Consider the following 24,430-nt stretch of genomic DNA (forward strand, 5'->3'; position numbering starts at 1 on the left):
GTTATCGTGGGATATTGCTTGAAGCGGAGCGTACACACCCCCTTAACTCGACGCTAGAACGGAGACACCGTACCAATCCGGACGTCGACGAGGGTCGGCCGGTTGGAAGCCAAAGCCTTGGCGACCTGGTCGCGGAGCTCAGCCTCGGACTTGGCCAAGCCCGACTCCACTCCGTACCCTTCGGCAAGCGAGACGAAGTCGATGCCCGGGACGTCGAGCCCGGGTGCGTCCAGGGCATCGAGTTTGGCGGCAAAGCCGCGGAGAGCGCCGTATGTGCCGTTGTTCAGGATGATGAATACCACCGGGATCCCATGCTGGGCGGCTGTCCATAGGGCGGTGATGCCGTAGTTGGCGGAACCGTCGCCGATAAACGCAATCACCCGGCGTCCAGGCTCGGCCAGTTGGACGCCCACGGCGGCCGGCATGCCGAAGCCGAGACCGCCGGAGGCCGGAAAGTAGTAGCTCCCGGGATGGCGCATCTGGATCCGGTCCCAGAAAGCGGTCACCGTGGCGGTGGCCTCGTTGACGTAAATAGTGTCCTCCGGAGCCAAGTCGTTCACGACGTCGAAGACGGCTTCCGGTGCCATCCTGCCGCCCGGCTCGGCGGCGCTGGACACCGCAGGAGCCGCCGGACGCGGCTGCACCGAGATTCCGCGGAGTGCCACCGCGTCGGCAAGCCTCGCCAGCGCCGGACCGATCGACGCCACCACCGCCCGTCCCATCGGTGCGCGGGCGGCTTCGCCCGGGTCGCAGGTAATGTGCAGCAGGGCCGCGCCGTCGGGCAGGTACTCCCCCGGTTCGTACTGGTGGTAGCGGAACACCGGAGCCCCCACCACCAGTATCAGGTCGTGCCCGGAGAGCAACCCGGCAATTCCGGCGACGCTGGCGGGCAGCACCCCGCGGAAAGCAGCATGCGTAGTCGGGAACGGGCACCGGGACGCCGAGGGTGCCACCCACACCGGCGCGCCCAGACGCTCGGCCAGCCGGACGGCGTCGTCGTTGCCCCGCGCGGAATCGACGTCGGGCCCCAGCACGAGCACGGGATTGACGGCGGCATCCAGAGCTGCCACCAGGTCCGCCAGTTGGCCATCGGACAACGCCCCCGCCGTCTCGACCGTGCGCTCCCCCAGGTGTGCCTCCTCGGGCCCGGTTTCGTACGCCCAGTCGTCGTAGGGAATGGACACATACACCGGTCCGGCCGGTTCCAGGACCGCAGTATGAATGGCCTGCCCCATGGTGCGGACGACGTCGCGCGCCGACGCCGGTTCCGCGCTCCACTTCACCAGCGGGCGCGGCAGGGACACGGCGTCGATATTGGAGAGCATCACCTCCTGGCCGATGGTGGAGCGGACCTGCTGACCGGCGGTAATCACCAGCGGCGTGTGCGCGTACCAGGCATTAGTCAGCGCGCCCATGGCATTGCCGGTCCCCGACGCCGCGTGCAGGTTCACCAGCGCCGGCCGGCGCGTGGCCTGCGCATAGCCGTCGGCCATGCCCGCCACCACGCCCTCGTGCAGGCCCAGGATGTAGCGGAAGTCCTCCGGCATGCCGGCCAGGAACGGCAGTTCGTTGGAGCCCGGGTTGCCGAAAATCGTGGTCAGCCCGTGCCGGCGCAAGAGGTCGTAGGTGGCCTCGCGAATGGTGGTCATCTCTTCCTCCTGTCCCCCGGGTCCGTTCGGTCAGCCCAGCGGCACCGGTTTGCCGGACCCCGGAGGTACCGAGTCCGCTGCCTCCGGCGTGGACTCCCGCGGCCGCGGGATGACGGCCACCGCCGCTACGCCCAGCACGGCCGCTGCCGCGAAGACGTAGAACCCGAACGGATAGGCGATCCCGGCAACCACCAGCAAACCGGTGATCCACGGCCCGGCAATGGCCCCCAGCCGACCGACACCGGACACGAAGCCCATCCCGGAGGCGACGATATGCCGCGGGTACAGGTAGCCCACAAACCCGTAGACGAGCACCTGGGCGCAGAAGACAAAGAAACCGGTCACGAACACCACGCCGTTCAGCAGCAGCTGGTCCTGGATCCGGATGCTCAGCACCGCCAGCAGCACGGCCGCGGCACCGAACCAGAACATGGTGGTTCCCTTCACCCCGCGCCGGTCGGCAACGCCGCCGCCCACCAGCAGGCCGGCGATCGCGCCCAGGTTCAGGACCAGCAGCAGCACCAGCGAATCGGCGACGGCGTAGCCGGCCTCACGCATCAGCTGCGGCAGCCAGGTGTTCAATCCGTAAACCAGCAGCAGGCCCATAAAGGCAGCAACCCAGAGCCCCAGGGTGATGCGCACGTACCGCCCGCGGAGCACGTCCCGGACATGCACCTTCGGGACTTCCGTGTCCGCGGATTTGCGCGCCTCGATCACGGGAGAGGTTTCGGGCAGTTTGGCCCACAGCAGCAGGGAGGCGAGCAGGCCGAGGATCCCGCCGGTATAAAAGAGCCATTCCCACCGCTGCCCCACCAGCAAGGCCGTAACCGACGCGGCCACGGCGCCTACGTGGTAGCCGGTCATGGTGAGCGTGCTGGACTGGGCCTTGCCGTTGGCGCGGGCGGTTTCCTGCATGATGGTCACCGCCACCGGCATGCACCCGCCCAGCCCCAGTCCGGCCAGGAAGCGCAGCAGCCCCATCAGGGCAACGGTGGGCATCAGCGGGAAGATCAGGGTGAAGACGGAGAACACCACTACGCACGCGATGAGCGGCAGGCGGCGGCCGAAGCGGTCCGAGATGGGCCCGCTCAGCGCAGCGCCGATCCCCACACCCACCAGCGAAATGGTGGCCACGAAGGTGGCTCCGCCCGCATCAATACCGGCATGCCTGGTGTCCAGCAGGGTGGGAATGGAGGCACCCAGGGCCACCAGGTCGAATCCCTCGAAGACCACGGTGAGCCAGCAGAGGATCACAATCCATTTTCGCGAAACCTTCATGATGAACTTCCTTGTTCGAGATGGCCACCGCTGTAAGAAAGGAGAGCTGCATGAAAGGAGAACTGAAAGTCCGTGTCGACACAAGTGTGGAACCCCCGGCCGGGGAGCACTAGGTGAAGACGAAAATTTGTTTCCGGTTGCGGCGCAGGCGAACGCTCCCGCAGAAATGTCGAAATTCCGGACACTGTCCCGTCCCCGGAGTGAATGCGGCCACAATGGCCGTGTTGCAGCGATTCGACCATCCCCGGAGACCAAGGAGATAAGTCATGGCCAAGTATCTGTTGCTCAAGCATTACCGCGGTGCACCGGCACCCATCAATGACGTGCCGATGGACCAGTGGACACCGGAGGAAGTATCGGACCACATGCAGTTCATGCAGGACTTCGCCGACCGGCTGCAGGCCCGCGGCGAATACATTGACGGCCAGGCCGTTGCACCGGAGGGCACCTTCGTGCGGTACGACGGCGAGGGCCGGCCGCCGGTGACCGACGGTCCGTTCGCGGAAACCAAGGACCTGATTGCCGGTTGGATGGTGATTGATGTGGACGACTATGACCGCGCCGTCGAACTCGCCGGAGAATTGTCCGCCGCTCCCGCCGCGGGCGGGAAGCCACTGCAGGAATGGATTGAATTGCGCCCGTTCCTGGGCTCGCCCATCACCATCACGGAATAGGCCGGTTGTGGAGGGCAGCACCGTGGGGCCCGGCACCGTGGATGAGCAGCTGGTCCGCACGCTCACCCCGCAGGTCATAGCCGTCCTCGTCCGCCGCGGAGCCGACTTCGCGGCGGCCGAGGACGCGGTGCAGGACGCCCTGATCGAAGCCCTGCGCGCCTGGCCCCAGAACCCGCCGCGGGACCCGAAAGCCTGGCTGGTCACCGCCGCCTGGCGGAAGTTCCTGGACGCGACCCGCGCGGACACTTCCCGCCGACGTCGTGAACTCACCGTTGACGCGGAACCTCCGCCCGGGCCCTCCGGTAAAACCGATGACACGCTGCAGCTGTATTTCCTTTGCGCGCACCCGTCCCTGTCGCCGTCGTCGGCCGTGGCGCTGACCCTTCACGCGGTCGGCGGGCTGACCACCCGGCAGATCGCCGCCGCGTATCTGGTGGGCGAGGCAACCATGGCGCAGCGGATCAGCCGGGCCAAACGCACCGTTGCCGGGGTCGGGTTGAACACAGTCCGGTTCGGCTCCCCCGGCAACGTGGCCACCGTGCTGCGGACCCTGTATCTGGTGTTCAACGAGGGCTACTCCGGGAACGTGGACCTGGCTGCCGAAGCCATCCGCCTCACCCGGCAGCTGGCCGCCGGCATCAACCATCCCGAAGTCCACGGGCTGCTGGCCCTGACGCTGCTCCACCACGCCCGCCGCCCGGCTCGGACGGACGGCGCCGGGCGGCTGGTGCCGCTGGCCGAGCAGGACCGTAGCCGCTGGGACACCGGCCTGATTGCCGAAGGAGTGGCGATCCTGCAGCGGGCACTGGCTGCGGACCGGCTGGGCGAATACCAGGCGCAGGCCGCCGTCGCCGCCCTGCACGCCGATGCACAGACGGCCGGGGAGACCGACTGGCCGCAGATCGTGTCTTGGTATGACGAACTGGTCCGGCTCACCGGCAGTCCGGTAGCCCGGCTGAACCGCGCCGTCGCCGTCGGGGAGGCGGACGGACCGCGCGCCGGGCTGGCCGCGCTGGCGGAACTGGATCCCGCACTCCCCCGGCGCACCGCCGCGCTGGCCTACCTGCATGAGCGCGACGGTGACGCCGGCACGGCCGCACGGCTGTACGCCGAGGCCGCCCTGGCCGCGCCGAACCTGGCCGAACGCGAGCACCTGGCCCGGCAGGCGGCCCGGCTGCACGCTGTCCGATAGCTGAACGCCCGGGAAAGGGCAGCCGCAAGAGACCCGCAATGTATGCCAAATTTTCGGAAAATTCTTCAACACCCCTACCTCGAAGCATCTGATCGAAGCGAGTAACGGTTACGCGTGTCCCGTCTGACTACCTCGTATTCACTGATATCGATGTCGTCCATCGCTAATTGAGGTCTCGAAAATGTTTAGTTCAGTCACGGGGTTCTGCCGTTCCGCCCAGGTCCACGGATCCACTGCCGTTCCGGCTGTGCCGAAACGGATCCGGGACAAACCGCTGAAGATAGCGCTCGTCACGGAGGGCACCTACCCGGTAGTCACCGGAGGGGTCAGCACGTGGTGCAACCAGCTGATCACGGGAATGCCGGACCACGACTTCGAAATCTTTGCCCTGACCGGAAGCGGTGCCGACCGTCCCGTCTGGAAGCTCCCCGAAAATGTCCGCTCCCTGAGGATCATCCCCGTCTGGGGACCCCCTGCGGCCCCGCTGCGGCCCGGATCCCGGCGCAAGGAATGGATTGACCGCACGCAGGGCGAACTCGCCCTGCTGTGGGACGCCGCACTCGGGTCCGACGACGCGGACGCCGTGGCCCGGACGGACGAGGCACTGCGCAACCTGGTGGCCATCAGCAACCGGATCGGCCTGGCCCATGCCCTGGCTACCCGGGGTTCCGTGGCGCCTATCCTGGCAGCCTGGACGCGGCACCTGGTCAGCGCCGGCGAGCCGCCCATGTCCGTGGCGGACGCCGTGATGGCAGCCAGCATCGTTGACCGCGCCCTGGCCCTGGTTGACCAGCGGCCGGCGGGGGCCGACGTCATCCATGCCTCCAGCAACGGCCCCTCCTCACTGGTCGCCCTGGCCCACTCCTGGCGGCACGGCACTCCCATCCTCCTGACCGAACACGGCGTGTACCTGAGGGAGCGGTACCTCGCCCTGCACGGTGCCAACTTCTCCTGGCCCGTGCGGCGCGCGGTCACGGCGTTCCTGCGCCGGCTGTGCCAGGTGGTTGTGGCCCGGGCGCACATGGTCCTCCCGGTCAACCAGTTCAACGCCCGCTGGGAGCGCCGCCTCGGCGCCCTCCCCGAACGGATCCACACCATCCCCAACGGCGTAGACCCGGAAACGTTCCTGCCGGTCACCTCCGAACCGGAGCTGCCCACCATCAGCTTTGTGGGACGGATCGATCCGCTGAAGGACCTGGAAACCCTCATCTCGGCCTTCGCACTGGTGCGTCAGCAGGTGCCCACGGCCCAACTGCGGCTTTTCGGGCCCACGCCAACGGAAAACCACGCCTACAAGGCGGGCCTGCTGGAACTGGCCGCCAGCCTCGGTGTCACCGACGCGGTGCACTGGGAAGGTCCCAGCAAGGGCAGCCGCCCGGCCATTGAAGCCGGCCACGTGGTGGCACTGTCCAGCGTGTCCGAAGGCCTGCCCTTTACCCTCATCGAGTCCATGATGTGCGGCCGCGCCACCGTCAACACCGACGTCGGGGGCGTAGCGGAATGCCTGGACGAAGAGCGGACCACCGGCATGCTGGTGCCCGCCCGCGAGCCCGCCGCGTTCGCGGACGCTTGCATCACCCTGCTCTCCAATGACCGGCTCCGGGCGGACATGGGGGCGGCCGCACGACGCCGTGCCCTGGCCGAGTTCACGTTGGACCGGTGCCTGGGCCGCTACCGGGAGGCCTATGCTGCCACCCGGGACGGGCGGCTGTTCGAGCACCCCCCGGCTGCCGGTTTCCGGCCCGGCACGGCTACCGGAGCCCACGGCGCACCGGCACCCGCGGTTCCCGCACTCCGTGACGCGTCCCAGCGGTTGTCCGCATGAGCGCCGACACTGTCATTGTGCCCGCAGCGGGTTCAGCCGTCCCGAAACTTGAGAACAACCTGATGGCCTACGACGCCGTGGACACCTTTGAGATCACGGCTCGGCTGGAAGCGTCCGGGCTCAGTGACCGCACCGTGCGCCAGCGCCATGGAGCGAAGGACGTGTTCGACTACGCTTCCTCCCTGGTGCAGGAACGCGGCACCACGCAGGCAACCGCCGAGCCATGGCTCGGACGGGACGACCTGCTCCAATCCGTCCGGCGGGCCATTGTCCTCATCTTGGGGGCAGTGCTGGGCGGTCTCACCGCTACGGTCCTTGCCGCCAACACCAGGGAGGTCCTCGTAGCCGGCATCGGCGCGTGGATCATCGGGCAGGCCGTCTCCGGGATTGTCTGGACCTATGCCGGCGCCGGGCAGCTGAAACGCGGCGTCGCCCGCGGCACCGGGGCAACTCTGCTGATCATGGCCGCCCTCGCCTGCTACGTGGGGGTCTCCCTGATCCTTCCCGGCCATGATGCCACCATGGCCGCACTTCTGATGGTTTGGTGCTGGTACTCCTGTGTTGTTTCCATGCTCGTGATCCTGGGCCGCTCCTGGTTCCTGCTGACGGTCCTGGCGTGTGCCGTCTCGATTGTGGCGACCATGCTGGCGCTCCGTTCCACTGCCGCGGCCGTCATTGTGCCCGGCACCGCCTTGCTGGTGGTGGCGGCAGTAACGGCATTGCTCGCCATCCATCTCCGCTCCAACCCGGAGGGCCGCCGGCCCCGATGGGAAGACGGCAGAAGCGCCGTCGCCCCCGCCGCCCAGGCCGGCTTCCTTGCGGCAGCCCTGACCTTGGCCCTGACCCGGTTGCCCGCGTGGGAAGGCACCGCGTTGGTGGCGGCCACCGTCGTTGCTGCCGCCGCCACCGATCCCGCGCTGGTACTGATGCGCCAGCGGCTCCAGTGGTCCTCCCAGCGGACACCGCTGCTTCGGAACGCAGCGTGGAACGCCTGGCTGCTGACCCTGGCCATCTCCGCCACGATTGTGGTGATCTCGGCAGCGGTGTCCTCCGTGGTGGTCCTCTTCCTGGTGGAGGACAACAGGGCGGCCGCCACGGTGGTGGTAGCCGCCATCTTCAGCGCCCTGGCCACTATCTCCACGGCCCTGAGCGCGTTCGGACAGCCCCGGCGCGGTGTGCTGTTTGCCGCTGCTGCCTGCCTTGCGGCCGCATTGTGGCTGCTGGTCAGCAGCGGAGCCGGCATCCTGGCGGCCGCAGCTTTCCTGCTTGCGGGAATCGTGGTCCTGCTGGCGCTCGTGGCGGATCCGCGGACCTACGCGTGAGGGCACCCCGACTGGCGCTGCCGTGGTACATCCACCCGGCGGAAGGGCCCCGGGAATGGGCGTGGCTGGCCGGACAAAACGTCTCCTTCGCCGTCGTCAACGTCCACAACGGACCCGGCGGAGAAGACGATGCCTACTATCCGGAAGCGATTGCCGGACTGGGATCCACCCGGCTCCTGGGGTACGTCGCGGTTAACTACGGCCAGCGCCCGCCGGCGGACGTCGCCCTGGACGTGCTTGCCTGGCAGCGAATCTACGGCCTGGACGGGATTATGTTCGACGAACTTCCCTCCGGATCGGGCAGCCTTGGCCGGTGCACCGTGTATGCGGCGTCGGCCCGGGCTGCCGGCATCCGGTTCCTCGCTGCGAACCCCGGAGTCTTTCCGACGCCGGGACACGTGCGGCTGTTCAATGTGACCTCGGTGTTCGAGGGAACCGCGGAAGATTACTCCCGCTTCCGTCACCCCGCCTGGGCACAGAACGTGCCTCCGGCGCGGCTCTGGCACCTGGTGCACAGCTGTGACCCGGCCCGGATCGCCGGCATCCGTTTGGCAGCGGGCCACCGCGGTGCCGGGCATGCCTTTGTCACGGACCGTTCCATGCCCAACCCGTGGCTGGGGCCGCCGGCGAATGTTTCCGCGCGCCTGGCCAAGACAAAGTCCCCGTGAGGCCGGGACATTGCTCCCGGCCTCACGGGGACTCCTCACCTTTCTTCGCTGTCCGGCTTTCTTGGATGTCCAGCCTCCTTCGACGCCTAGCCTTCCGATACGTCGGAGAACAGCGCCCTGAACGGTGTGCCCGTGGCGGTCAACTGCCCGAACGTATCGGCAGCCGCAGCGGTCTTCACGGCTGCAGAGGCATCCTCATAACTGTCGAAATACAGGTCCAGGGTCCGGTGGGCCGGCGTGGGCGAGCCGTCTTCCTTGGGCCAAACCTTCCCGGCCTCGTACCGGCGCAGCTTCGGAAGCTGCTTTGCGTTGCCTTCAATGCTTTTGTAGGCGGACTCGAAGGCTCCGGGGTCGGCGGGGTTGTCGATGATGAAGGTGATCTTCGTGGGCATGTTCTTTCCTTTCGTGGGGTGGTTGTGGTGATGGCGGAAGTTTGCGGGCGGGCCGGGCGGTTGTCTACCGTCCTGCGATTTCCAGCAGCCGAAGCCAGAGCTCGCTCATCGTCGGATAGGCCGGCACCGCATGCCAGAGCCGGTCTAGAGGTACTTCTCCGGCGATGGCGATGGTCGCGGCGTGCACCAGCTCTGCCACGTCGGATCCGACGGCGGTGAACCCGACAATGGTGTTGGTGTCCTCGTTGATGACAATGCCTGCGCGGCCGGCATAACCGTCGGCATGCAGGGATGCGCCGGCAACGGAACCCAGGTCGTACTCCACAGAACGGACCCGCAGTCCGGCGTCGGCGGCCGCGGCCAGGGTGAGTCCGGCGGAGGCGATCTCCGGGTCAGTGAAGATGACCTGCGGAACGGCCAGGAGATCGGCGGTGGCTGCATGGCGCCCCCATGCGAAGTCCTCAACCGGGGCGCCGGTTGCCCGTGCCACGATCACGTCCCCCGCCGCACGGGCCTGGTACTTGCCCTGGTGGGTGAGCAGCGCCCGGCCGTTGACGTCTCCCGCGGCGTATAGCCACCCGCCGTCGGGCACGTGGCCCCCGGGAGCGGTCACCCGCAGGGTCTCATCGACCTCCAGCCAGCCGGAGTCCGGGAGTCCGAATTGTTCAAGTCCGAGATTGCCGGTGTTGGGCCGGCGCCCCGTGGCAACAAGGACCTCGTCCGCACTGATGACCTCGCCGCCCGCCAGGGTGATCTGCACGGTTCCACTGGGATCCCGTGTGACCCCGGTGGGGCTTGTTCCCGCCATTACCTGTACGCCGCTGCTCTGAAGGGACGCAACGACGTGCTCGGCGGCATACGGCTCCACCCTGGGGAGTACGCCGTCGCGCGCAATCAGCGTCACGAACGCGCCCAATGCGCTGAAGGCGGTTGCCATTTCCGTGCCAACAACACCGCCTCCGATGATGGCAAGCCGTTCCGGAATTTTCTTCACCGACACGGCCTCTCTGCTGGTCCAGGGAGCAGCGTCCGCCAGTCCCGGAATCGGCGGAACGGCCGCGCTGGTGCCCGTGGCGACGACGACGGCGTGCCGGGCCGTAATAGTACTGACGGTACCGTCCCCGCCGGTGACTTCGACGGTCCGCGGGGCGCTGATACGCCCCCGGCCCCGGACAAGCCCCATGCCGGCCTGGCGGAGCCAGGCAACCTGGCCATCATCGTTCCAGTCCGAGGCAAACCGGTCACGACGCTCCAGCACGGCGTCGACGTCGAGTCCCCCAGTCACCGCCGCGGCGGCACCGGGCAGCTGCCGGACGGCACGGAGCGCGGCGGCGTCCCGGAGCAGCGCTTTGGTAGGCATGCACGCCCAGTAGGAGCATTCTCCGCCGACCAGCTCGGCTTCCACGATTACGGCGCTCAGCCCGCCGGAGACGATGCGGTCGGCTACATTTTCCCCGACCGGTCCGGCGCCAATGATGATGACGTCCGTACTAGTCCCGGCCATCATGCGCCCGCCTTGGCGGTGCGTCCCAGCCGGATCGCGGAGAGCAGGAAGAAGATGCCGCCGAGAGTTGCGTACCCGGCGACGCCGGTGAGGGATGACGAGGGTCCGCCCGACATCAGGATGAACCCGGTGCCCGCAAGAGTGGAGATGCCGCCGCTGAGGATCATGGGCCACTGCCCGCCCAACCGCAGACGGCTAATGGCTACGACGAGTTGGACCGCACCCGCGGTGATGGCCCAGGCGCCCCAGACAACCAGGACTGCGGCCGGTCCGGAGGTGACGGCGAAACCGAGCGCAACAGCGGTCAGGAGGCTGAGCGCCATGTTGACGACGAGCAGTGGTCCCGGCCGGGTGGCTCGGGAGGCGCGGTGGTCGACGACGGCTGCCCCGACGTCGAACAGCGGGTAAAGGATGAGCAGTGCGATGCTGAGCGGGCCGATGGTGGTGGCCGTCAGCGCAATGAGGACTGCCCAGAGGACGGCGAATCCGAAGCGGACGAAGTACAGCTTCCGAAGGGCCGGTCCGACGGTGCCGGCGGGGTGTGCGGTGGCGGGGTGTGCGTTGGCGGTGGTCATGGTGTTCCGTTCTGTTGTGGGGTTCGAAGGGGTGTCTCTTGATGGGTCAGGGGACACCTCGACCTCGATAGCGGCCGCGCCGGTCCGACGGGTGCTTCCCGCAGGAAGGTCCGCCGGTACGACTGATGGAACCGTTGGTAGAATGACTAGTCACTCTACTTCGAAGGACTGTAGTCTTGATCACGGAGCGGCACAAGGGCAACGGAAGGAAAACTCATGGCGGAGACTGTGAAGGTATCGATGAGGGATCGCCTCATCGAGGCCGCCACCGAGCTGTTCTATGCCGATGGCTTGCGTTCCGTCAGCGTTGAAAAGGTCATTGCCCGGACCGGCACCACAAAGGTGACTTTCTACCGGCATTTCAAGAGCAAAGATGACTTGGTGGTCGCCCATCTGGAACTGAGGGCCCGGATTGAGCGGGAGGGAATCGGCGCGGCCATGGAACACGCGGACGGCGACGCCGACAGGACACTCCAGCTCATCGCCGACCAGCTGGGCAAGATGTCCTGCGAAGCGGGTTTCCGGGGGTGCCCGTTCATCAATGCTGCTGCTGAATATCCGGACCCCGCCAGCGCCGTCCGGAAAACCGTCAGTGAGCACCGCGCCTGGTGCAAGGACGCCTTTGCGGAAATTGTCCGCCCTCTCTCCCCCGCCGATCCCAAGGCCGTTGCCGAAGATCTGATGCTGCTGCGCGACGGGGCGATGGTCGCCGGGTACCTCGACGACGGCGAAGCGCTGGCCGCATCGTTCCTACGCAGCTGCCGCGCGGTTATCAGTGCCGGCTGAGGCCTGGACCACCCGCCGGGCCGGGCCGGCCCGGACCAGGGCGGCCTGCGCCGTCGTAATCGCCGGTGCGGTACTTCTCTCCGGCAGCCTCGCCGGCTGCACTTCCGACGACGGCGCGTCCTCCGGTTCCGCGCCCACCGCGCCAGCGCCGGCCGGGGCGGCGTCGGCGGCGTCGTCATCTGTCCCGTCGTCGTACTGGGCGCCGTCGCCGGGAGCCAGCTGGCAGTGGCAGCTCAGCGGCAGCCTGGACCTGGATGTTGACGCAGACATTTTCGACGTGGACTACGAAACCACCACGGTTGAGCAAACCGCGGCGCTGAAGGCGAAGGGCCGCCACCTGGTCTGCTATTTGTCCGTCGGCTCCCGGGAGGATTTCCGTCCCGATGCCGGCAACTTTCCGGACACGGTCCGCGGAAAAACGATGGACGGCTGGCCGGACGAACAGTGGCTGGACATCCGGCAAACGGACGTGCTGCTGCCGATCATGGCGGCCCGCATGGATACCTGCGCAGCCAAGGGGTTCAACGCCGTCGAACCCGACAACGTGGACGGCTACCGCAACGACACCGGCTTCCCGCTGACTGCCGAGGACCAGCTGGCGTACAACCGTGCCGTTGCCGGCCTGGCCCACGACCGCGGACTGTCCGTGGCCCTGAAGAATGACCTGGACCAGATTCCCGCGCTGGTCGACGATTTCGATTTCGCGGTCAACGAGGAATGCGTCCGGTACGCGGAGTGCGAGGCGTACCAGCCCTTCACCGACGCCGGCAAGGCGGTGCTGCACGTCGAATACGAAGGCACGTTGGACTTCTGCCCCGGGTCCCGGCAGCGGGGATTCTCTTCAATGCTCAAGCCCCTGGACCTCGGGGCGCCCAGACAGCCCTGCTGACGGCCGCTCCCGCTCCAAGAGTTAAAGCGCGGTTTGTACCGGCTGGCCGTCCACGGAATCAACGGTCGGGACAATGCGGGTTCCCGTGGGGTCGGTACTCACGGTGAGGGTCAGCTGCCGTCCGTAGGTGTCCGTGGCGGCCAGGGTGTACGGAGTGATCCGGGGCTTGGCCTTGTCATGCAGGATGAGCTGCTTGGGTTTGGTGACGGTAATGCCGTAGTCCCGTACCAATGATTCCCCGAGCCGGTAACTGGCCGCGGCCACCTTGCCCCGAACCTGTACGGACTTGACCATCAGAATAATGAACAGGACAACAAATGCGAGGAGCATCGCCAGCATCAGGATCATCAGGAAATCCACCATGCCTCCCGTGCTTCCATCCATGGCTATGCCGGTCACTACAGCGCCTGCAATCACGGCAACCATGGCGAACAGCAGCCAGTTCAGGTTGGGTACTTTAGGGATGAGGTTTTCGCCGGGTTCGGCAGAAACGGTCTTTTCAGTCATGTTGTAAAACCTTTCAGCTAAACGGGTTGGAAGATCCGGCATAACCGCCGGCCGAGCCTTTTCCGGGGTATACCCCTGCTCGCCGGTCGACTTTCCGTCGATAAGAATAATGGTGGGGACAACATTTGTACCGGTCGTATCCAGGCCCAGTTTCATGAAGAGTGCCCGCCCGTTCTCGTCGACGGCATCAAAGGCATCCGGCTGCAGTTTGCAGCTCGCCGTGTTCATAAGAACCAGGGCGACCCGGCGGTGCACTGCGATGCCGTAGTCCCGGTGCAGGTTTACGGCAATTCCGTAAGCGGCAGCGGCGACCTTGCGCCGGTTGGACATCACTATGCGGAGGAAGTTGGCAAACCCCAGGAACATGGCTGCCACACCGAGGGCGTCCACCAGCTCATCACCGCTGCCCAGCGCGCCGCTGATTGACCAGCCGATTAACAGCACCACTGGTGCGGGCAGGAACGCCCAGGCCAGCGCGCCCCACACATTCGCGATCTGCGGAATCAGGCGTTCACTGGGGACAACGGCGGACTTCCGCCGGGTTAATGGCATGCCGAGACCTTTCGCTTACGGGGTGTGCGTTTGGACGGGCAACCCGGCCGCGTCAACGAACGTGGGGATCACCCGGGAGCCGGTGGGATCGGCACTGATGGAGATCGTGACCGGCCGGCCATACGCGTCCACCGCGGGAATGAGGTGCGGATTCAACAGGGGTTTCGAATTGTGCTGGAGGATAAGCGTTTTAGGTTTGGTGACAGTGATGCCGTAATCCCGGCTCAGGGATTCACCTATCCGGTAAGCCGCAGCGGAAACCTTGCCGCGCAGGGCGGATATCTTAACAATGAAAATGACCATGGTCACCAGGAATACGGGCGCCATGGACATGGCAACCACGGCCCAGGCATCGGCTGCATCACCTGAGGAATTATCTCCACCAATGCCGGCTCCCACCATGACCGCTAGCGGTGCCACGATGAGCGCCGCCAACCAGTTGGTGTTTCCTACCTTTGGAATTAGCTTTTCGCTCGGCTGCGCTGCGGTAATCTTTCCATTTTCAGACACGCTTATATACCTTCCCCCATTTGCCCGGCGCACGTGGGTTTCCCGGGAGCGGACACAACCCTAACAGCATTTCCAATGGAGTTATCCGGTGCCGTTCCGCAGCATCCCGGGCTAGGCTGTCCCGGGAAGTGCGCGGCGCTGCAACGTCGAACGGAGGCCGTATGCCCGGTACGAAAGCCAACAGGAACACCCGCCTCCTGGCCGTGGCGATCCTCTCCTCTTTCGTTGCCTTCCTCGACGGTTCCATCGTCACCGTGGCTTTGCCCGCCATCGGTACAGAGCTCGGCGGCGGGCTGGTCACGCAGCAGTGGACCGTCAACGCATATCTGCTGACCCTCGGTGCGCTGATCCTGCTGGCCGGTTCCCTTTCGGACACCTTCGGCCGGCTGCGGATCCTGCGGCTCGGGCTGCTCGGATTCGGCGCCGCATCCCTGGCGTGCGCGCTGGCGTGGAGCCCCGCAGTACTGATCATCGCCCGTGCAGTCCAGGGCATGGCCGGCGCCCTCCTGGTCCCCGGATCCCTTGCACTGATTACGACGGCGTACCGGGACGAGGCGCGCGCCCGTGCCATCGGCCAGTGGACGGCGTGGACCGGTACCGCCGCCATCATCGGCCCGCTGCTGGGCGGAGTGCTGGTGGACTGGGCCAGCTGGCGCTGGATTTTCGCGGTGAACGTTCTGCCGGTGACGGCAACGCTCCTGCTCACTTCCAAACTGCAGAACACCGGCCGGCTGCGCCGCACTTCGCTGGATCTTCCCGGTGCGCTGCTGGCCGTGGCCGGCCTCGCCGGTCCCGTCTATGCCCTCATCGAACAGGAACGTATCGGCTGGGCCGATCCCGCCGTCGTCGTACCCCTGGTTGCAGGCACCGCGGCGCTGGTGCTCTTTTTCCTGCGCGAGGCACGCGCCCCGGCGCCCATGATGCCGTTGTCCCTGTTCCGGGCCCGGAACTTCCGTTACGGGAACCTGGTGACCGCCGCAGCGTACGGGGCCATCTCGCTCGGCTCCTTTGCGGTGACGGTCTTTGTGCAGGAGGCTGCCGGGTTCAGTGCCATTGAGGCCGGGTTCATTTCGCTGCCCCTGCCGGTGGCCATGCTGCTGTTCTCCACCTACTTCGGGAAGCTCTCCGGCCGGTACGGACCGCGGCTTTTTATGACGGCCGGTCCGGCAATCTGCGGTGCCGGATTCCTGCTGCTGCTTACCGTACAGCCGCCCGTGAACCTGCTCACCGAGCTGCTGCCCGGGTTGCTGCTCTTCGGCGTCGGGCTCAGCGTGATGGTCGCTCCGCTGACCGCGGCAGTGCTCGGCGCGCTGCGCGGTGAGGAGGCCGGAATCGGTTCGGCCGTGAACAACGCCGTGTCCCGGGTGGCCGGGCTGGTGGCCGTGGCTTTGGTGGGCACCATTTCGGGCGGTGCGCTGGGATATGCCGGCTTCCGGCAAACGGCGCTGGCGACGGCGGGGCTGTTCTTTGCTGCCGCCGTGATCGCGTTGCTGGGAATCCGGAATCCGAAGAGCGCTTCGGTGGGTCCGAGCGGCCAGGAACCCCCCGGCAGCAGCCCGCAGAGCTGAGCGGGACGACACACAGTGGGATCGGTTTGGTCCCGCGCCCTTTTTAGGGTTCGCTTTCCTCTATGTCCTGGAACTTTGTGCGCCGCGTGCTGCAGCTGCTGATAGGCGTGTTCTGTTACGGCTTTTCGATCAGCATGATGATCCGCGCCGGGCTGGGCGTTTCTCCGTGGGATGTCCTGGGGCAGGGCACGTCGCTGCAGTCCGGGCTGCCTTTCGGCCTGGTTGCCAACCTGATCGGCATCGGCGTCCTGCTGCTGTGGATCCCGTTGCGCCAGCGGCCCGGGGTCGGCACCGTGGTGAACACGCTGGCGGTAGGGCCAAGCGCGGAGGTCGGGCTGCTGCTGCTGGACCCGCAGACTGAACTGCCCGGCGAGATACTCCTGTTCACCGGCGGCCTCGTGCTGCTGGCGGTAGCCACCGGCCTTTACATCGGGGCCCGGATGGGACCAGGCCCCCGCGACGGACTCATGACCGGCCTGCACCGCCGCCTGGGATGGCCGGTCTGGGTGGTCCGCACCGGCATAGAGGTCATTGTCCTGGTGGTCGGCTGGTTCCTGGGCGGCACGGTGGGCATCGGTACGGTGGCTTTCGCCATCCTGATCGGGCCCATGGTCAACCGGACGCTGCCGCTGCTGAACGTACCGGAACGCCGCTCCGGTCCGGCTGCTGGTTAGGGGCAGGTCTGCGGGCTCTGGCTGCCGGCTGGCGGCCTCTATGGCATCGGTACTGCTCGGTTTGCCTCCACCGTGGACCGCTAGAACCCGGAACGCCAATCCAAAATGATGCGCGCGACGTCGTCCAGGTGCGACTCCAGCAGAAAGTGGCCGCCGTCGAGCAGTTCCACACGCGCGTGCGGGACGTCGTCAAGGAACGCCGTCGCGCCCGCCGGGCCGAAAATTTCATCGTTCCTGCCCCAGACGGCGAGGACCGGAACCTGGCTGGAGCGCAGCCATTCGTGGACCTCCGGATACAGCGCCCGGTTGGTGGAATAGTCCCCGAACAGGGCCAGCTGCGCTTCATCGACGCCCGGACGGGCCAAGAGGGCGAGGTCATGCTCCCATGCGTCCGGATCAACGGTGGTGGGGTCGGGAACCCCGTGTGTGTACTGCCATTCCACGGCCTTGCGGCCAAGGGCCGGACGCAGTGCTTCCTCATTCTCGGGGGAAGGGTCGGCACCGTAGTTCCAGATCGGGGCCCAGAAGTCCGGGACAAAGCCTTCCTCGTAAGCATTGCCGTTCTGCGAGATCACGCCCTGCACCGCTGACGGGTTGGCCAAAGCCAGCCGCCAGGCGATCGGTGCACCGTAGTCCTGGGTGTAGACCGTGTATGCCTCCACCCCCAGTTCCTCGAGGAAGCCCTGCGTCACCTTGGCAAGTGCCTCAAAGGTGTACGTGAACTCCCCAACGGACGGCGCGGAGGACAGGCCGAAGCCGATGTGGTCCGGAGCAATGACGCGGTACTGCTCAGCAAGCCTGGGAATGAGGTGGCGGAACATGTGCGAGCTGCTCGGGTACCCATGCAGGAGCAGGAGGACCGGAGCATCCTGCGGCCCCGCCTCACGGTAAAACACGTTGTGGCCGTTGACGGAAACACTGCGGTGGTGGACGGTAGCCATGAGCTAACCCCTCTCAATTGTTTTACTGGTTAGGAAGACGCTAGCATGGATGACGTGCAACACAATCCGCTTGAAAGGAATCCGATGGTCGAGGACGAGGAACTGCTGCTGGTACTGCTGAACAGCACCCCGGTTGTATCCGGGCGTCCTGCGGATGAGCTTGCGGGGGCCGCCGGCGGAGAATTTTCCGTGCGGTTCGGGGGCAACGGATCTGCCGCCGAAGTGGAGCATCTGCGACAGATGCGGGAATGCCTCCAAGACATCGTGCGGGGAACGGACGGCGCCGTCGAACGCCTCTCAGCGGCGCTGGAAGGAGGCGTCCTGGTTCCGCGGGCCACCGCCCAGGGACTGGATTGGGAGATGCGGTCACCGGAGGACGAGCGGCTGGCGTTCCGGGCCGCGCTGGCGTGGTCCCGGGTCCAGGAAACGGCACCGGGCCGCCTGCGTCACTGCGCGAACGAGGAATGCAACCTGTATCTGATCGACCGGAGCCGGCCCGGCACCGCCAAGTGGTGTTCCATGGCCGTCTGCGGCAACCGGATGAAGGCCCGTGCCCACGCGGACCGGCAGCGCACAGGGACCGGTGGGGTTCTCGGGCGCGCCTAGTTGACGGCGTCGGCTCCGGCCGGAGCGAGGTTGGAAAACGCCGTCAGCACGTGTGTTCTGATCGCCTGGAAGCCATTCCAGAGGGCTGAACGGCAAGCAAGTAGTCGACCCGGAAAGACGCGTATTTGGAGGGTGCTTGGTTGGGCCGGTTAGGCCAGTTTTGGGCCCGGAAATGTCAGTGCCGGCTGAAATCCTTAGGGCATGGATCAGCTCGGAAACACCGAACGGATAGCCGAAGAATCAGGAACTGAACACCAGACGGCCTCAGCTCAAACCGCTACCAAGAGTGGGTCCGGCACGGCCTGCACACTAGCTGTATTTCGGGCCGATCCGGGTTCGCATACTGCCGACGACGACGGAGGTCGTACCAGCGGAACCGCCACTGACTTTCCCGACGGTTTCAGCGGGATGCTGGCTCTGCAGAACCTCGAATCCTTCGACAACCAGGCAACCGGTGAAGTCCTGGTCCGGGTCGCACACCTGATCGCGTGGGCGGAGGCGCAGCGGGCCCGGTTGCTGAACCGGATGGAAACCATTTTCCGGGAGGATTACGCGGGCGCGACCGGACGGGTGGAACCCGGGATGGCTTTCACACTGGCGGCAGCCGAGTGTGCCGCCCTCCTGCACACACCGCACGGCACCGCGCAGCGGTTGATGTTCGAAGCCGGCCTCCTATCTGGCGCCCATACGGCCACACTGGAGGCGCTGCAGGACGGGCGCCTGAGCTACGGGCATGCCCAGGTGGTGCTGGACCAGTGCGAAAGTGTTCCTGCCGCCGAGTTGCCAGAGTTCGAAGCTGCTCTGCTGAAGGCCGCAGAAGGTCAGACCCGGTCCCAGTTTTCCGCCAAGGCCCGCCGGCTGCGGGAGAAGAAGTACCCGCAAACCATTGAGGTCCGGCACCTCACTGCGTTCGAGAAGCGCCAGGTCACTCTGGATCGGGAAGAAGACGGGATGTCCTGCCTGTCCGCGCATCTTCGTGCCGCGGAAGCACAACAGATCTACACTGCCCTGAGCACTGCGGCCCGCGGTGAACAGTCTGATGGGGATTCCCGGACCACGGACCAGCTGCGCTCGGACATTCTGGCCCAGTTGCTTATGGGCGGTCTCGGTTCAGCGGCACCCAGCCAAGCGGACAACAAGGATGCCATCGCTGACGAGGACGCCGATAAATCCAGTGTCGACAAATCAGGCATCCTGCCCAGAGCGGAAATCATGGTCCTGATCAACGCGGAAACACTCTTCGGCGCCAACGAAGACCCAGCCGAACTGCACGGCTACGGGCCCATCAGTGCCGAAGCAGCCCGCCGGCTCGCCCGCAACGCGACCCGCTGGACCGGCCTCGTCCAGGACCCGGACACCGGGGAAATTCTGGGCGTGGGCAGGCGGCGGAAAGTCCCGGCCGGGCTGGCCCGTTGGTTGCGTGCCCGGGATGGGACCTGCCGGTTCCCGGGATGCCGGGTCAGCACTGCGGTCTCGGAAATTGACCACACTACGGATTGGGCGGCCGGAGGTCCCACGGATCATGGCAACCTCGCTCACCTGTGCCGCCGGCACCACCGGTTCAAAACACTGGGATTCTGGAAAGCGTCCCAGCCCGAACCGGGCGTGATGGAGTGGACCTCGCCGAGCGGACGGATCTATCGGACTGAACCATTTCTCGAGCTAGCCCATTCACCCTCAAACGCAGACCGACAGGCCAAAAACCTGTTGGACGCCGTGCCGCCGTTCTAGGCAAAACGTCCGGGCGGCAACAACGTCCGGGCGGCACAACGTCCGGGCGGCACAACGTCGAGAGCCATTCCCGGGGATATCTGCGCATCCACTATGGGGGCACGGCTGCCTCTGCCGCGTCTGCCTTAGCCGCGGTTCGATCCGGCGCAATCGGGTCAGGCGCGGTGCCAGCGGGCTTCCTCGTGAACACGGATGCGTTGCCGGTTCCCCAGGCCCAGTTGCAGCACGGGGGCCAGTTCAACGTGGGCGTATAGCTCGATCGAGGTCTCCCCCGCATGCCACACTCCGGACCGGTGGCCGTTCGGATACGCGCCTTCATCGATAGGGGGACCATAGGCTGCGTTAAGCCGCGAATGCAGGGCATCAAACCCGAACTCGCACAGGGCACGGGAGCCCAGCCGACCCGGATAAAAGAAAAAGCCGAGGCTTTCCAGCTTCCCGTCCACGGCAGACCACACACCCCTTTCGCCGCCGGGAAAATGCAACCAGCCCCTTTCTTCTCCCGGCAGGTCCTCCTCCCGGAACGGCAGTGCGGCATCCGCGGTACAGCCCAGACGCGCCAGGTACGGGCCGCACTGCTCCGGGTCTTCCGGCCACGGAGTCGACGCAACTTTCTCTATAAGGGCTGCCACCACGTCAGGGGGTGGATCCAAGGCAGCGGAAGGTTCTGTCTGGGAAGTCATCGCCGCACTCTATAACTCGGGTTCAGGCAACGCCACAGGCTTACGTGATTCCTTAGCTGGAGCCGCACCTGCCCGCCCGGTCGGCGGCAAAACCATGCGGAGAATGATCTCCGCGAAGGCCAGCACAAACCACGTTCCCACAGCCTCAAAAGCGAGCAGCATGGGGAAGAACCCACCGCCGATTCCGTTCTCTCCGTAAGCCTCCACATACGCAGCATGGTCGGCCTGTGACCAGGCGAAACACAGGACGGCCGTCACCGGCAGGCCGACCAGAAGCACACAGAAGGTGATCCATGCTTCCCGGCGATGGGCTATGAGCAACCCGGCATGAAACGCCCATACAGCTGCCGCTACACAGGGCAGGCCCCAAAAGGCCACAGCTACCCGACCAAAGCTGCAGCCAACCGCTGCGCGAAGTGGTGGCTGGACAGGACAAATTGGTAGCGGCGCCCGTCGCTGACAAACGAAACTACCGCACTGCCGCCCATGTTCAGCCGCACCAGCGTTCCGCGTTCCAAAGAAACAACCGGCCAGTTCACAAGCCCCGGATTCATGCCGCTGTCACCGCTGACCTCGACATCGTGCAGCTCACCCAACTGCAGGCTGCGTTTCCAGAACGGACCGGAGAGCAGAACCGTCTGCCCCTCGACGGCGGCGGTGATCTTGGCGGACACGCACCACCAAATCGCTGCGAGTCCCATCCCCGCCGCGGGTACGAGAACAATCCAGTACCCATCGCTCACCGCCCCGATGGAGAGCACGACGCCGACGCTCAGCAGCAGGGCACCGCCGCCCCAGCGCAGCCAGCCCGGCGAACGCTCGACGAATTTCACCATTGTGGTCGCTGCCTGAGCGGGCATTCTGCTGGTCCTGTCAGTCGCCGGGGCCGTATCACCAGCCATTATGCCCACAGGGCTGGTTTGCGCATAGCAATCGGGGTTCCCGGCAAACGACGCCGTCGCCTGCGGCCGGACTGTAATCCGACACGACTTCAGATACTGACGTCAAACTCCAGCCGACCGTGCCGCACACCGTTGACCTGCAGTTCCAGAGCGTGAACACCGGCATAGTGCCGCCGCGTCGTCATCTGCCGGAAGGCATGCCGGCCGGTCAGCTTCCGGGATTCCCCCGCCGCAAGCTCAACGGTCGTCAGTTTGAAAACCTTCTCAGCGGTCGAGCCGCTGGCTTTCACATAGTGCACCGCGTAGTCCACAGCCAGTTTCGCGGGCACGTCCCCGGTATTGGTGAGCAGGAACCCGAAGGCCAGCTCGCCAGGCAGTGCCACCTTCTCTGACTCGGCGTGCAGGTCGCTGATGCTCACCTGCGCCGGAGCGAAGCCCATCAGCTCCAGCGCCCCGGGATTGCCCTTTTTGATCAGGGTGCGCAACGCGTGCCGTACCACCCAGGTGCTGCCGGGTGTGCCGGTCTGCTGCCACCGCGCTGCCGTCTCCAGCACCAGGTCCGGGGCATGCCGGGCCAAATCATTGGTGTGGTTGGCCACCGACCGGCGGACATAGATCTCGGGGTCATTGTGCATCGCATCCAGGATCGGCAGCGTCAGCTCAGGCCGGGCCGTCAACTGCGGAACGCGAACGGCCCAAGGCAAATACGTACGAGTGCCTTCGCTGGCCAGCCTGCGAACGTGCTGGTCCGGATGGGCGGTCCACGTCCGGATGATCCCCAGTGCCCGCTCCGGCTGCTCCCGCAGCAGCCGCCGGATGGCGAATTCGCTGGTCAACCGCGGTGTGAGCTCTGCGAGCAGGGCCAGCGCGTCGTCGAAGTCCTCATCCTCACCGGAGCGCAGGGCCAAAGTTACCGCGGCTTCGGTTACGGGCCAGAGCATCCACCCCGTGAACGCCGGATTAGCAAGACCCATGCGGAACGCTGAAGCGGCAGCCGGATAGGAACCCAATGCATCCACCAGTGCATCCGCGACGACGTCGGTGCGTCCCCGCAACGACAACGGCTCCAGCCGCTCGCCCGCCGCGAGCACGGCCGCCCACTGAACTGACGGAACAGCCGACGCCAGTACGTCGTGCAGCTCCCGAACCTCGCCCGGCCCGAGCATGTCATCCATTGATCCCAAATGCGTTCCCCTGTGTCCTTCCTTGCCCTGCCCTCAACCCTAATCCCCGGCGTCGCCCAGCAATTGGGCGGCGAGCCCGGTCAGCAGGATGTCCAGCCCCTGGTCCAACTCCGCCTCGCCGTCGTAATCGGCCAAATCCGGCGCCAGCGTCCTAAGGTTCGGAAAGTCCTTGGCAGGCAGCCGGTACAAGCCGAGGCGCAGGACTGCTTCTTTTTCCTCCGGGTCCACTACGAGCTCCTGCAGCTCATTGAGGATATGTCCGTAAACAAATCCGTAGTACGCCCGGTAGACGTGCAGCGCGTCGGCAGGCGTGAAACCGGCCCTGGTCAGCAGCGCCAGAATCTCTTCCAATGGGCGAAGCGTCCCCAGCGGACGCAGTCCCAACGGGATGGACAGTGGCCGGGTGACCAGCAGCGGCACGGTATGGGGATGTTTCAGGGCCAGAAACCGGACATTATGCGCGTTGCGCCGCAACTGCGCCTGCCAGTCGGGATCGTCAGGGAAGACGTCGAGCTCGTTCATGACTGTTTCGGCGACCCCGTCCAGCAACGCCGCGCGGTTCTTTGCGTACCGGTAAATGCTCATGGGATCACAGCCGAGCTTTTGGGCGAGACTCCGCATGGTGAGGGCCGCGAGCCCTTCGGCATCCACCAATTCCAACGCCGCGTTCAGCACCAGCTCACGGTTCAGGCGCGCTTTATGCGAGCCTGTGTGCGGTTTCCGTGGAGTCTCCATACAGCATCCGCTCTCCTCATGGTCAGGCTGCTGATAATCAGCAAGCTTGCTTATTTGTGAGTCTACAGCTAGTGTCTACAGCGTAGAGAAGTTGTCGACATGGTTCCAGAAGAGGAATCACAGTTCACATGGCCACCACGGCCGCTCTCACCAATACTTCAGGAGACACACATGGCTACGGAAACCCGTAACAACACGAACACCGTCCACCACACCAACGAGAACGACATCAAGGTTTCGGTCCGGACCCTCGAATTCGTCCTCTACGTCCTGGCCGTCATCGCCACGATCATCACCGCAGCAGTTGTGGGTGACAACGCCAGCGAAAACGGCGTCGACGCATTCAACGCCAGCCAGGCCATGCAGTACATCACCTGGCTCACCGTCGGCTTCATGGTGGCCCGCGGCCTGGCCAAGTCCGGCAACCGCCGCAACAACGACCACGTCTAACCAACGTTTCGGCTCCTGCTAGGAGCTGCACCACTATGGCGTGCCACCTTTACCGGGTGGCACGCCATAGTTGGTTAACGCCCGTTCTGTCGGTAACACGTTCCAGGCGCGACGGACCCTAGACCCCGGACCCTACACCCCGGCCCCGCGCAGCTCCGCGACGGTCAGCACCGCAGCCGCGGTTGCTTCGTAGCCCTTGTCCTCGGAAGAACCGGGCAGCCCGGCCCGGTCCAGCCCCTGCTGCTCGGTATCGCAGGTCAGCACGCCGAACCCCACCGGAGTGCCGGTGGTGACGCTGACGTCAGTAAGCCCGGTGGTAGCCGCAGAACACACGTAGTCAAAGTGCGGAGTGCCGCCTCGGATAACGACGCCGAGGGCCACCACCGCGTCAAAGTGCGGAGCCAGCCGTGCGGCTGCGACGGGAAGTTCGAAACTGCCCGGCACCCGGATCAGCTTCGGCCCCAGGCCGGCATCCTCCGCAGCGCGCAGCGCTCCGGCAATCAGGCCGTCCATAATTTCGGTGTGCCAGCTGGCAGCAACGATGGCCAGCCGAACGGGTACTCCGGCCAGGCGGATGCCACTGAGGTCGGTGGCGGGTGCGCCGTGTCCACTCATGATGAGGTGCTCCTTGGG

General features: G+C 65.9%; 26 protein-coding genes. 12 read left to right on the forward strand and 14 right to left on the reverse strand.

The window, feature by feature from the left end:
* Positions 1-53: 53 nt before the first annotated feature.
* Both mdlC and LJ754_RS10005 read right to left on the reverse strand, forming a co-directional pair.
* Positions 54-1,649, reverse strand: a complete 1,596-nt coding sequence (gene mdlC, locus LJ754_RS10000; protein WP_227926449.1) for a benzoylformate decarboxylase — start codon at positions 1,647-1,649, stop codon at positions 54-56.
* Between the two features lie 30 nt (positions 1,650-1,679).
* Positions 1,680-2,927 carry an MFS transporter gene (locus LJ754_RS10005; protein ID WP_227926450.1) on the reverse strand — a complete coding sequence of 416 codons (1,248 nt, stop codon included), beginning with the start codon at positions 2,925-2,927 and terminating at the stop codon, positions 1,680-1,682.
* Between the two features lie 266 nt (positions 2,928-3,193).
* Here LJ754_RS10005 and LJ754_RS10010 point away from each other — a divergent pair, with 266 nt between their 5' ends.
* The 5 genes from LJ754_RS10010 (at position 3,194) to LJ754_RS10030 (ending at position 8,608) form a co-directional block, all read left to right on the forward strand.
* Positions 3,194-3,601 (forward strand): YciI family protein, encoded by a 408-nt coding sequence (locus LJ754_RS10010; protein ID WP_227926451.1) that lies wholly within the window; start codon positions 3,194-3,196, stop codon positions 3,599-3,601.
* Between the two features lie 7 nt (positions 3,602-3,608).
* The gene (locus tag LJ754_RS10015) at positions 3,609-4,793 is read left to right on the forward strand and encodes an RNA polymerase sigma factor (protein ID WP_227926452.1); all 1,185 of its coding nucleotides are present in this window, start codon (positions 3,609-3,611) and stop codon (positions 4,791-4,793) included.
* A 181-nt stretch (positions 4,794-4,974) separates the two neighbouring features.
* Positions 4,975-6,618: a GT4 family glycosyltransferase PelF gene (gene pelF / locus LJ754_RS10020; RefSeq protein WP_227926453.1), complete on the forward strand. Its 1,644-nt coding sequence runs from the start codon at positions 4,975-4,977 to the stop codon at positions 6,616-6,618.
* Entirely contained in the window at positions 6,615-7,940 is a 1,326-nt protein-coding gene (locus LJ754_RS10025; protein WP_227926454.1) for a hypothetical protein, read from the forward strand. Before pelF ends, LJ754_RS10025 begins: the two co-directional genes overlap by 4 nt.
* A complete protein-coding gene (locus LJ754_RS10030) occupies positions 7,937-8,608 on the forward strand; it encodes a spherulation-specific family 4 protein (RefSeq protein ID WP_227926455.1) in 672 nt (223 codons plus the stop codon). Before LJ754_RS10025 ends, LJ754_RS10030 begins: the two co-directional genes overlap by 4 nt.
* Before the next feature lie 86 nt (positions 8,609-8,694).
* Here the strand turns inward: LJ754_RS10030 and LJ754_RS10035 are convergent, their stop codons facing one another.
* The 3 genes from LJ754_RS10035 to LJ754_RS10045 form a co-directional block, all read right to left on the reverse strand.
* Complete coding sequence (locus tag LJ754_RS10035) at positions 8,695-9,000, reverse strand: EthD family reductase (RefSeq protein ID WP_227911113.1); 306 nt, start codon at positions 8,998-9,000, stop codon at positions 8,695-8,697.
* Positions 9,001-9,064: 64 nt separating this feature from the next.
* Positions 9,065-10,504, reverse strand: a complete 1,440-nt coding sequence (locus LJ754_RS10040; RefSeq protein WP_227926600.1) for a dihydrolipoyl dehydrogenase family protein — start codon at positions 10,502-10,504, stop codon at positions 9,065-9,067.
* The gene (locus tag LJ754_RS10045) at positions 10,504-11,079 is read right to left on the reverse strand and encodes a hypothetical protein (protein WP_227926456.1); all 576 of its coding nucleotides are present in this window, start codon (positions 11,077-11,079) and stop codon (positions 10,504-10,506) included. Before LJ754_RS10045 ends, LJ754_RS10040 begins: the two co-directional genes overlap by 1 nt.
* A gap of 216 nt (positions 11,080-11,295) precedes the next feature.
* Here LJ754_RS10045 and LJ754_RS10050 point away from each other — a divergent pair, with 216 nt between their 5' ends.
* Together LJ754_RS10050 and LJ754_RS10055 are read left to right on the forward strand one after the other, a co-directional pair.
* Entirely contained in the window at positions 11,296-11,865 is a 570-nt protein-coding gene (locus LJ754_RS10050; protein ID WP_227926457.1) for a TetR/AcrR family transcriptional regulator, read from the forward strand.
* Entirely contained in the window at positions 11,855-12,754 is a 900-nt protein-coding gene (locus LJ754_RS10055) for an endo alpha-1,4 polygalactosaminidase (protein WP_227926458.1), read from the forward strand. The genes LJ754_RS10050 and LJ754_RS10055 overlap by 11 nt, the downstream gene beginning before the upstream one ends.
* Before the next feature lie 21 nt (positions 12,755-12,775).
* Here LJ754_RS10055 and LJ754_RS10060 read toward each other — a convergent pair whose 3' ends face one another.
* Together LJ754_RS10060 and LJ754_RS10065 are read right to left on the reverse strand one after the other, a co-directional pair.
* Positions 12,776-13,813 carry a hypothetical protein gene (locus LJ754_RS10060; RefSeq protein WP_227926459.1) on the reverse strand — a complete coding sequence of 346 codons (1,038 nt, stop codon included), beginning with the start codon at positions 13,811-13,813 and terminating at the stop codon, positions 12,776-12,778.
* 15 nt (positions 13,814-13,828) lie between these two features.
* Entirely contained in the window at positions 13,829-14,323 is a 495-nt protein-coding gene (locus LJ754_RS10065; protein ID WP_227926460.1) for a hypothetical protein, read from the reverse strand.
* A 161-nt stretch (positions 14,324-14,484) separates the two neighbouring features.
* On the opposite strand from LJ754_RS10065, the gene LJ754_RS10070 reads away from it, so the two are divergent.
* Together LJ754_RS10070 and yczE are read left to right on the forward strand one after the other, a co-directional pair.
* On the forward strand, positions 14,485-15,891 hold the full coding sequence (locus LJ754_RS10070) for an MFS transporter (RefSeq protein ID WP_227926461.1): 1,407 nt from the start codon (positions 14,485-14,487) through the stop codon (positions 15,889-15,891).
* Positions 15,892-15,953: 62 nt separating this feature from the next.
* Positions 15,954-16,565, forward strand: coding sequence for a membrane protein YczE (gene yczE / locus LJ754_RS10075; protein ID WP_227911098.1), 612 nt, complete (start codon positions 15,954-15,956; stop codon positions 16,563-16,565).
* A gap of 80 nt (positions 16,566-16,645) precedes the next feature.
* Here yczE and LJ754_RS10080 read toward each other — a convergent pair whose 3' ends face one another.
* Positions 16,646-17,506, reverse strand: coding sequence for an alpha/beta fold hydrolase (locus LJ754_RS10080; RefSeq protein ID WP_227926462.1), 861 nt, complete (start codon positions 17,504-17,506; stop codon positions 16,646-16,648).
* A 45-nt stretch (positions 17,507-17,551) separates the two neighbouring features.
* On the opposite strand from LJ754_RS10080, the gene LJ754_RS10085 reads away from it, so the two are divergent.
* Positions 17,552-18,112 carry a CGNR zinc finger domain-containing protein gene (locus LJ754_RS10085; RefSeq protein ID WP_227926463.1) on the forward strand — a complete coding sequence of 187 codons (561 nt, stop codon included), beginning with the start codon at positions 17,552-17,554 and terminating at the stop codon, positions 18,110-18,112.
* 201 nt (positions 18,113-18,313) lie between these two features.
* Positions 18,314-19,843: an HNH endonuclease signature motif containing protein gene (locus LJ754_RS10090; RefSeq protein WP_227926464.1), complete on the forward strand. Its 1,530-nt coding sequence runs from the start codon at positions 18,314-18,316 to the stop codon at positions 19,841-19,843.
* A 155-nt stretch (positions 19,844-19,998) separates the two neighbouring features.
* Here LJ754_RS10090 and LJ754_RS10095 read toward each other — a convergent pair whose 3' ends face one another.
* From LJ754_RS10095 to LJ754_RS10115, 5 genes are all read right to left on the reverse strand, one after another.
* Positions 19,999-20,526, reverse strand: coding sequence for a hypothetical protein (locus tag LJ754_RS10095; protein ID WP_227926465.1), 528 nt, complete (start codon positions 20,524-20,526; stop codon positions 19,999-20,001).
* 9 nt (positions 20,527-20,535) lie between these two features.
* On the reverse strand, positions 20,536-20,847 hold the full coding sequence (locus LJ754_RS10100; protein ID WP_227911081.1) for a hypothetical protein: 312 nt from the start codon (positions 20,845-20,847) through the stop codon (positions 20,536-20,538).
* A gap of 59 nt (positions 20,848-20,906) precedes the next feature.
* The gene (locus LJ754_RS10105) at positions 20,907-21,386 is read right to left on the reverse strand and encodes a hypothetical protein (RefSeq protein ID WP_227926466.1); all 480 of its coding nucleotides are present in this window, start codon (positions 21,384-21,386) and stop codon (positions 20,907-20,909) included.
* Between the two features lie 131 nt (positions 21,387-21,517).
* On the reverse strand, positions 21,518-22,603 hold the full coding sequence (locus LJ754_RS10110) for a DNA alkylation repair protein (RefSeq protein WP_227926467.1): 1,086 nt from the start codon (positions 22,601-22,603) through the stop codon (positions 21,518-21,520).
* Between the two features lie 48 nt (positions 22,604-22,651).
* Positions 22,652-23,347 carry a TetR/AcrR family transcriptional regulator C-terminal domain-containing protein gene (locus LJ754_RS10115; protein WP_227926468.1) on the reverse strand — a complete coding sequence of 232 codons (696 nt, stop codon included), beginning with the start codon at positions 23,345-23,347 and terminating at the stop codon, positions 22,652-22,654.
* A gap of 171 nt (positions 23,348-23,518) precedes the next feature.
* Between LJ754_RS10115 and LJ754_RS10120 the strand changes: the two genes are divergently transcribed.
* Positions 23,519-23,797, forward strand: coding sequence for a hypothetical protein (locus LJ754_RS10120; RefSeq protein WP_227911072.1), 279 nt, complete (start codon positions 23,519-23,521; stop codon positions 23,795-23,797).
* Between the two features lie 132 nt (positions 23,798-23,929).
* On the opposite strand, the gene ribH is transcribed toward LJ754_RS10120, so the two are convergent.
* The gene (gene ribH, locus LJ754_RS10125) at positions 23,930-24,412 is read right to left on the reverse strand and encodes a 6,7-dimethyl-8-ribityllumazine synthase (protein ID WP_227926469.1); all 483 of its coding nucleotides are present in this window, start codon (positions 24,410-24,412) and stop codon (positions 23,930-23,932) included.
* Positions 24,413-24,430: the final 18 nt, after the last annotated feature.

The organism is Arthrobacter sp. zg-Y40 (assembly GCF_020731535.1).
In the GTDB taxonomy this organism is placed as follows: Bacteria; Actinomycetota; Actinomycetes; order Actinomycetales; family Micrococcaceae; genus Arthrobacter_B.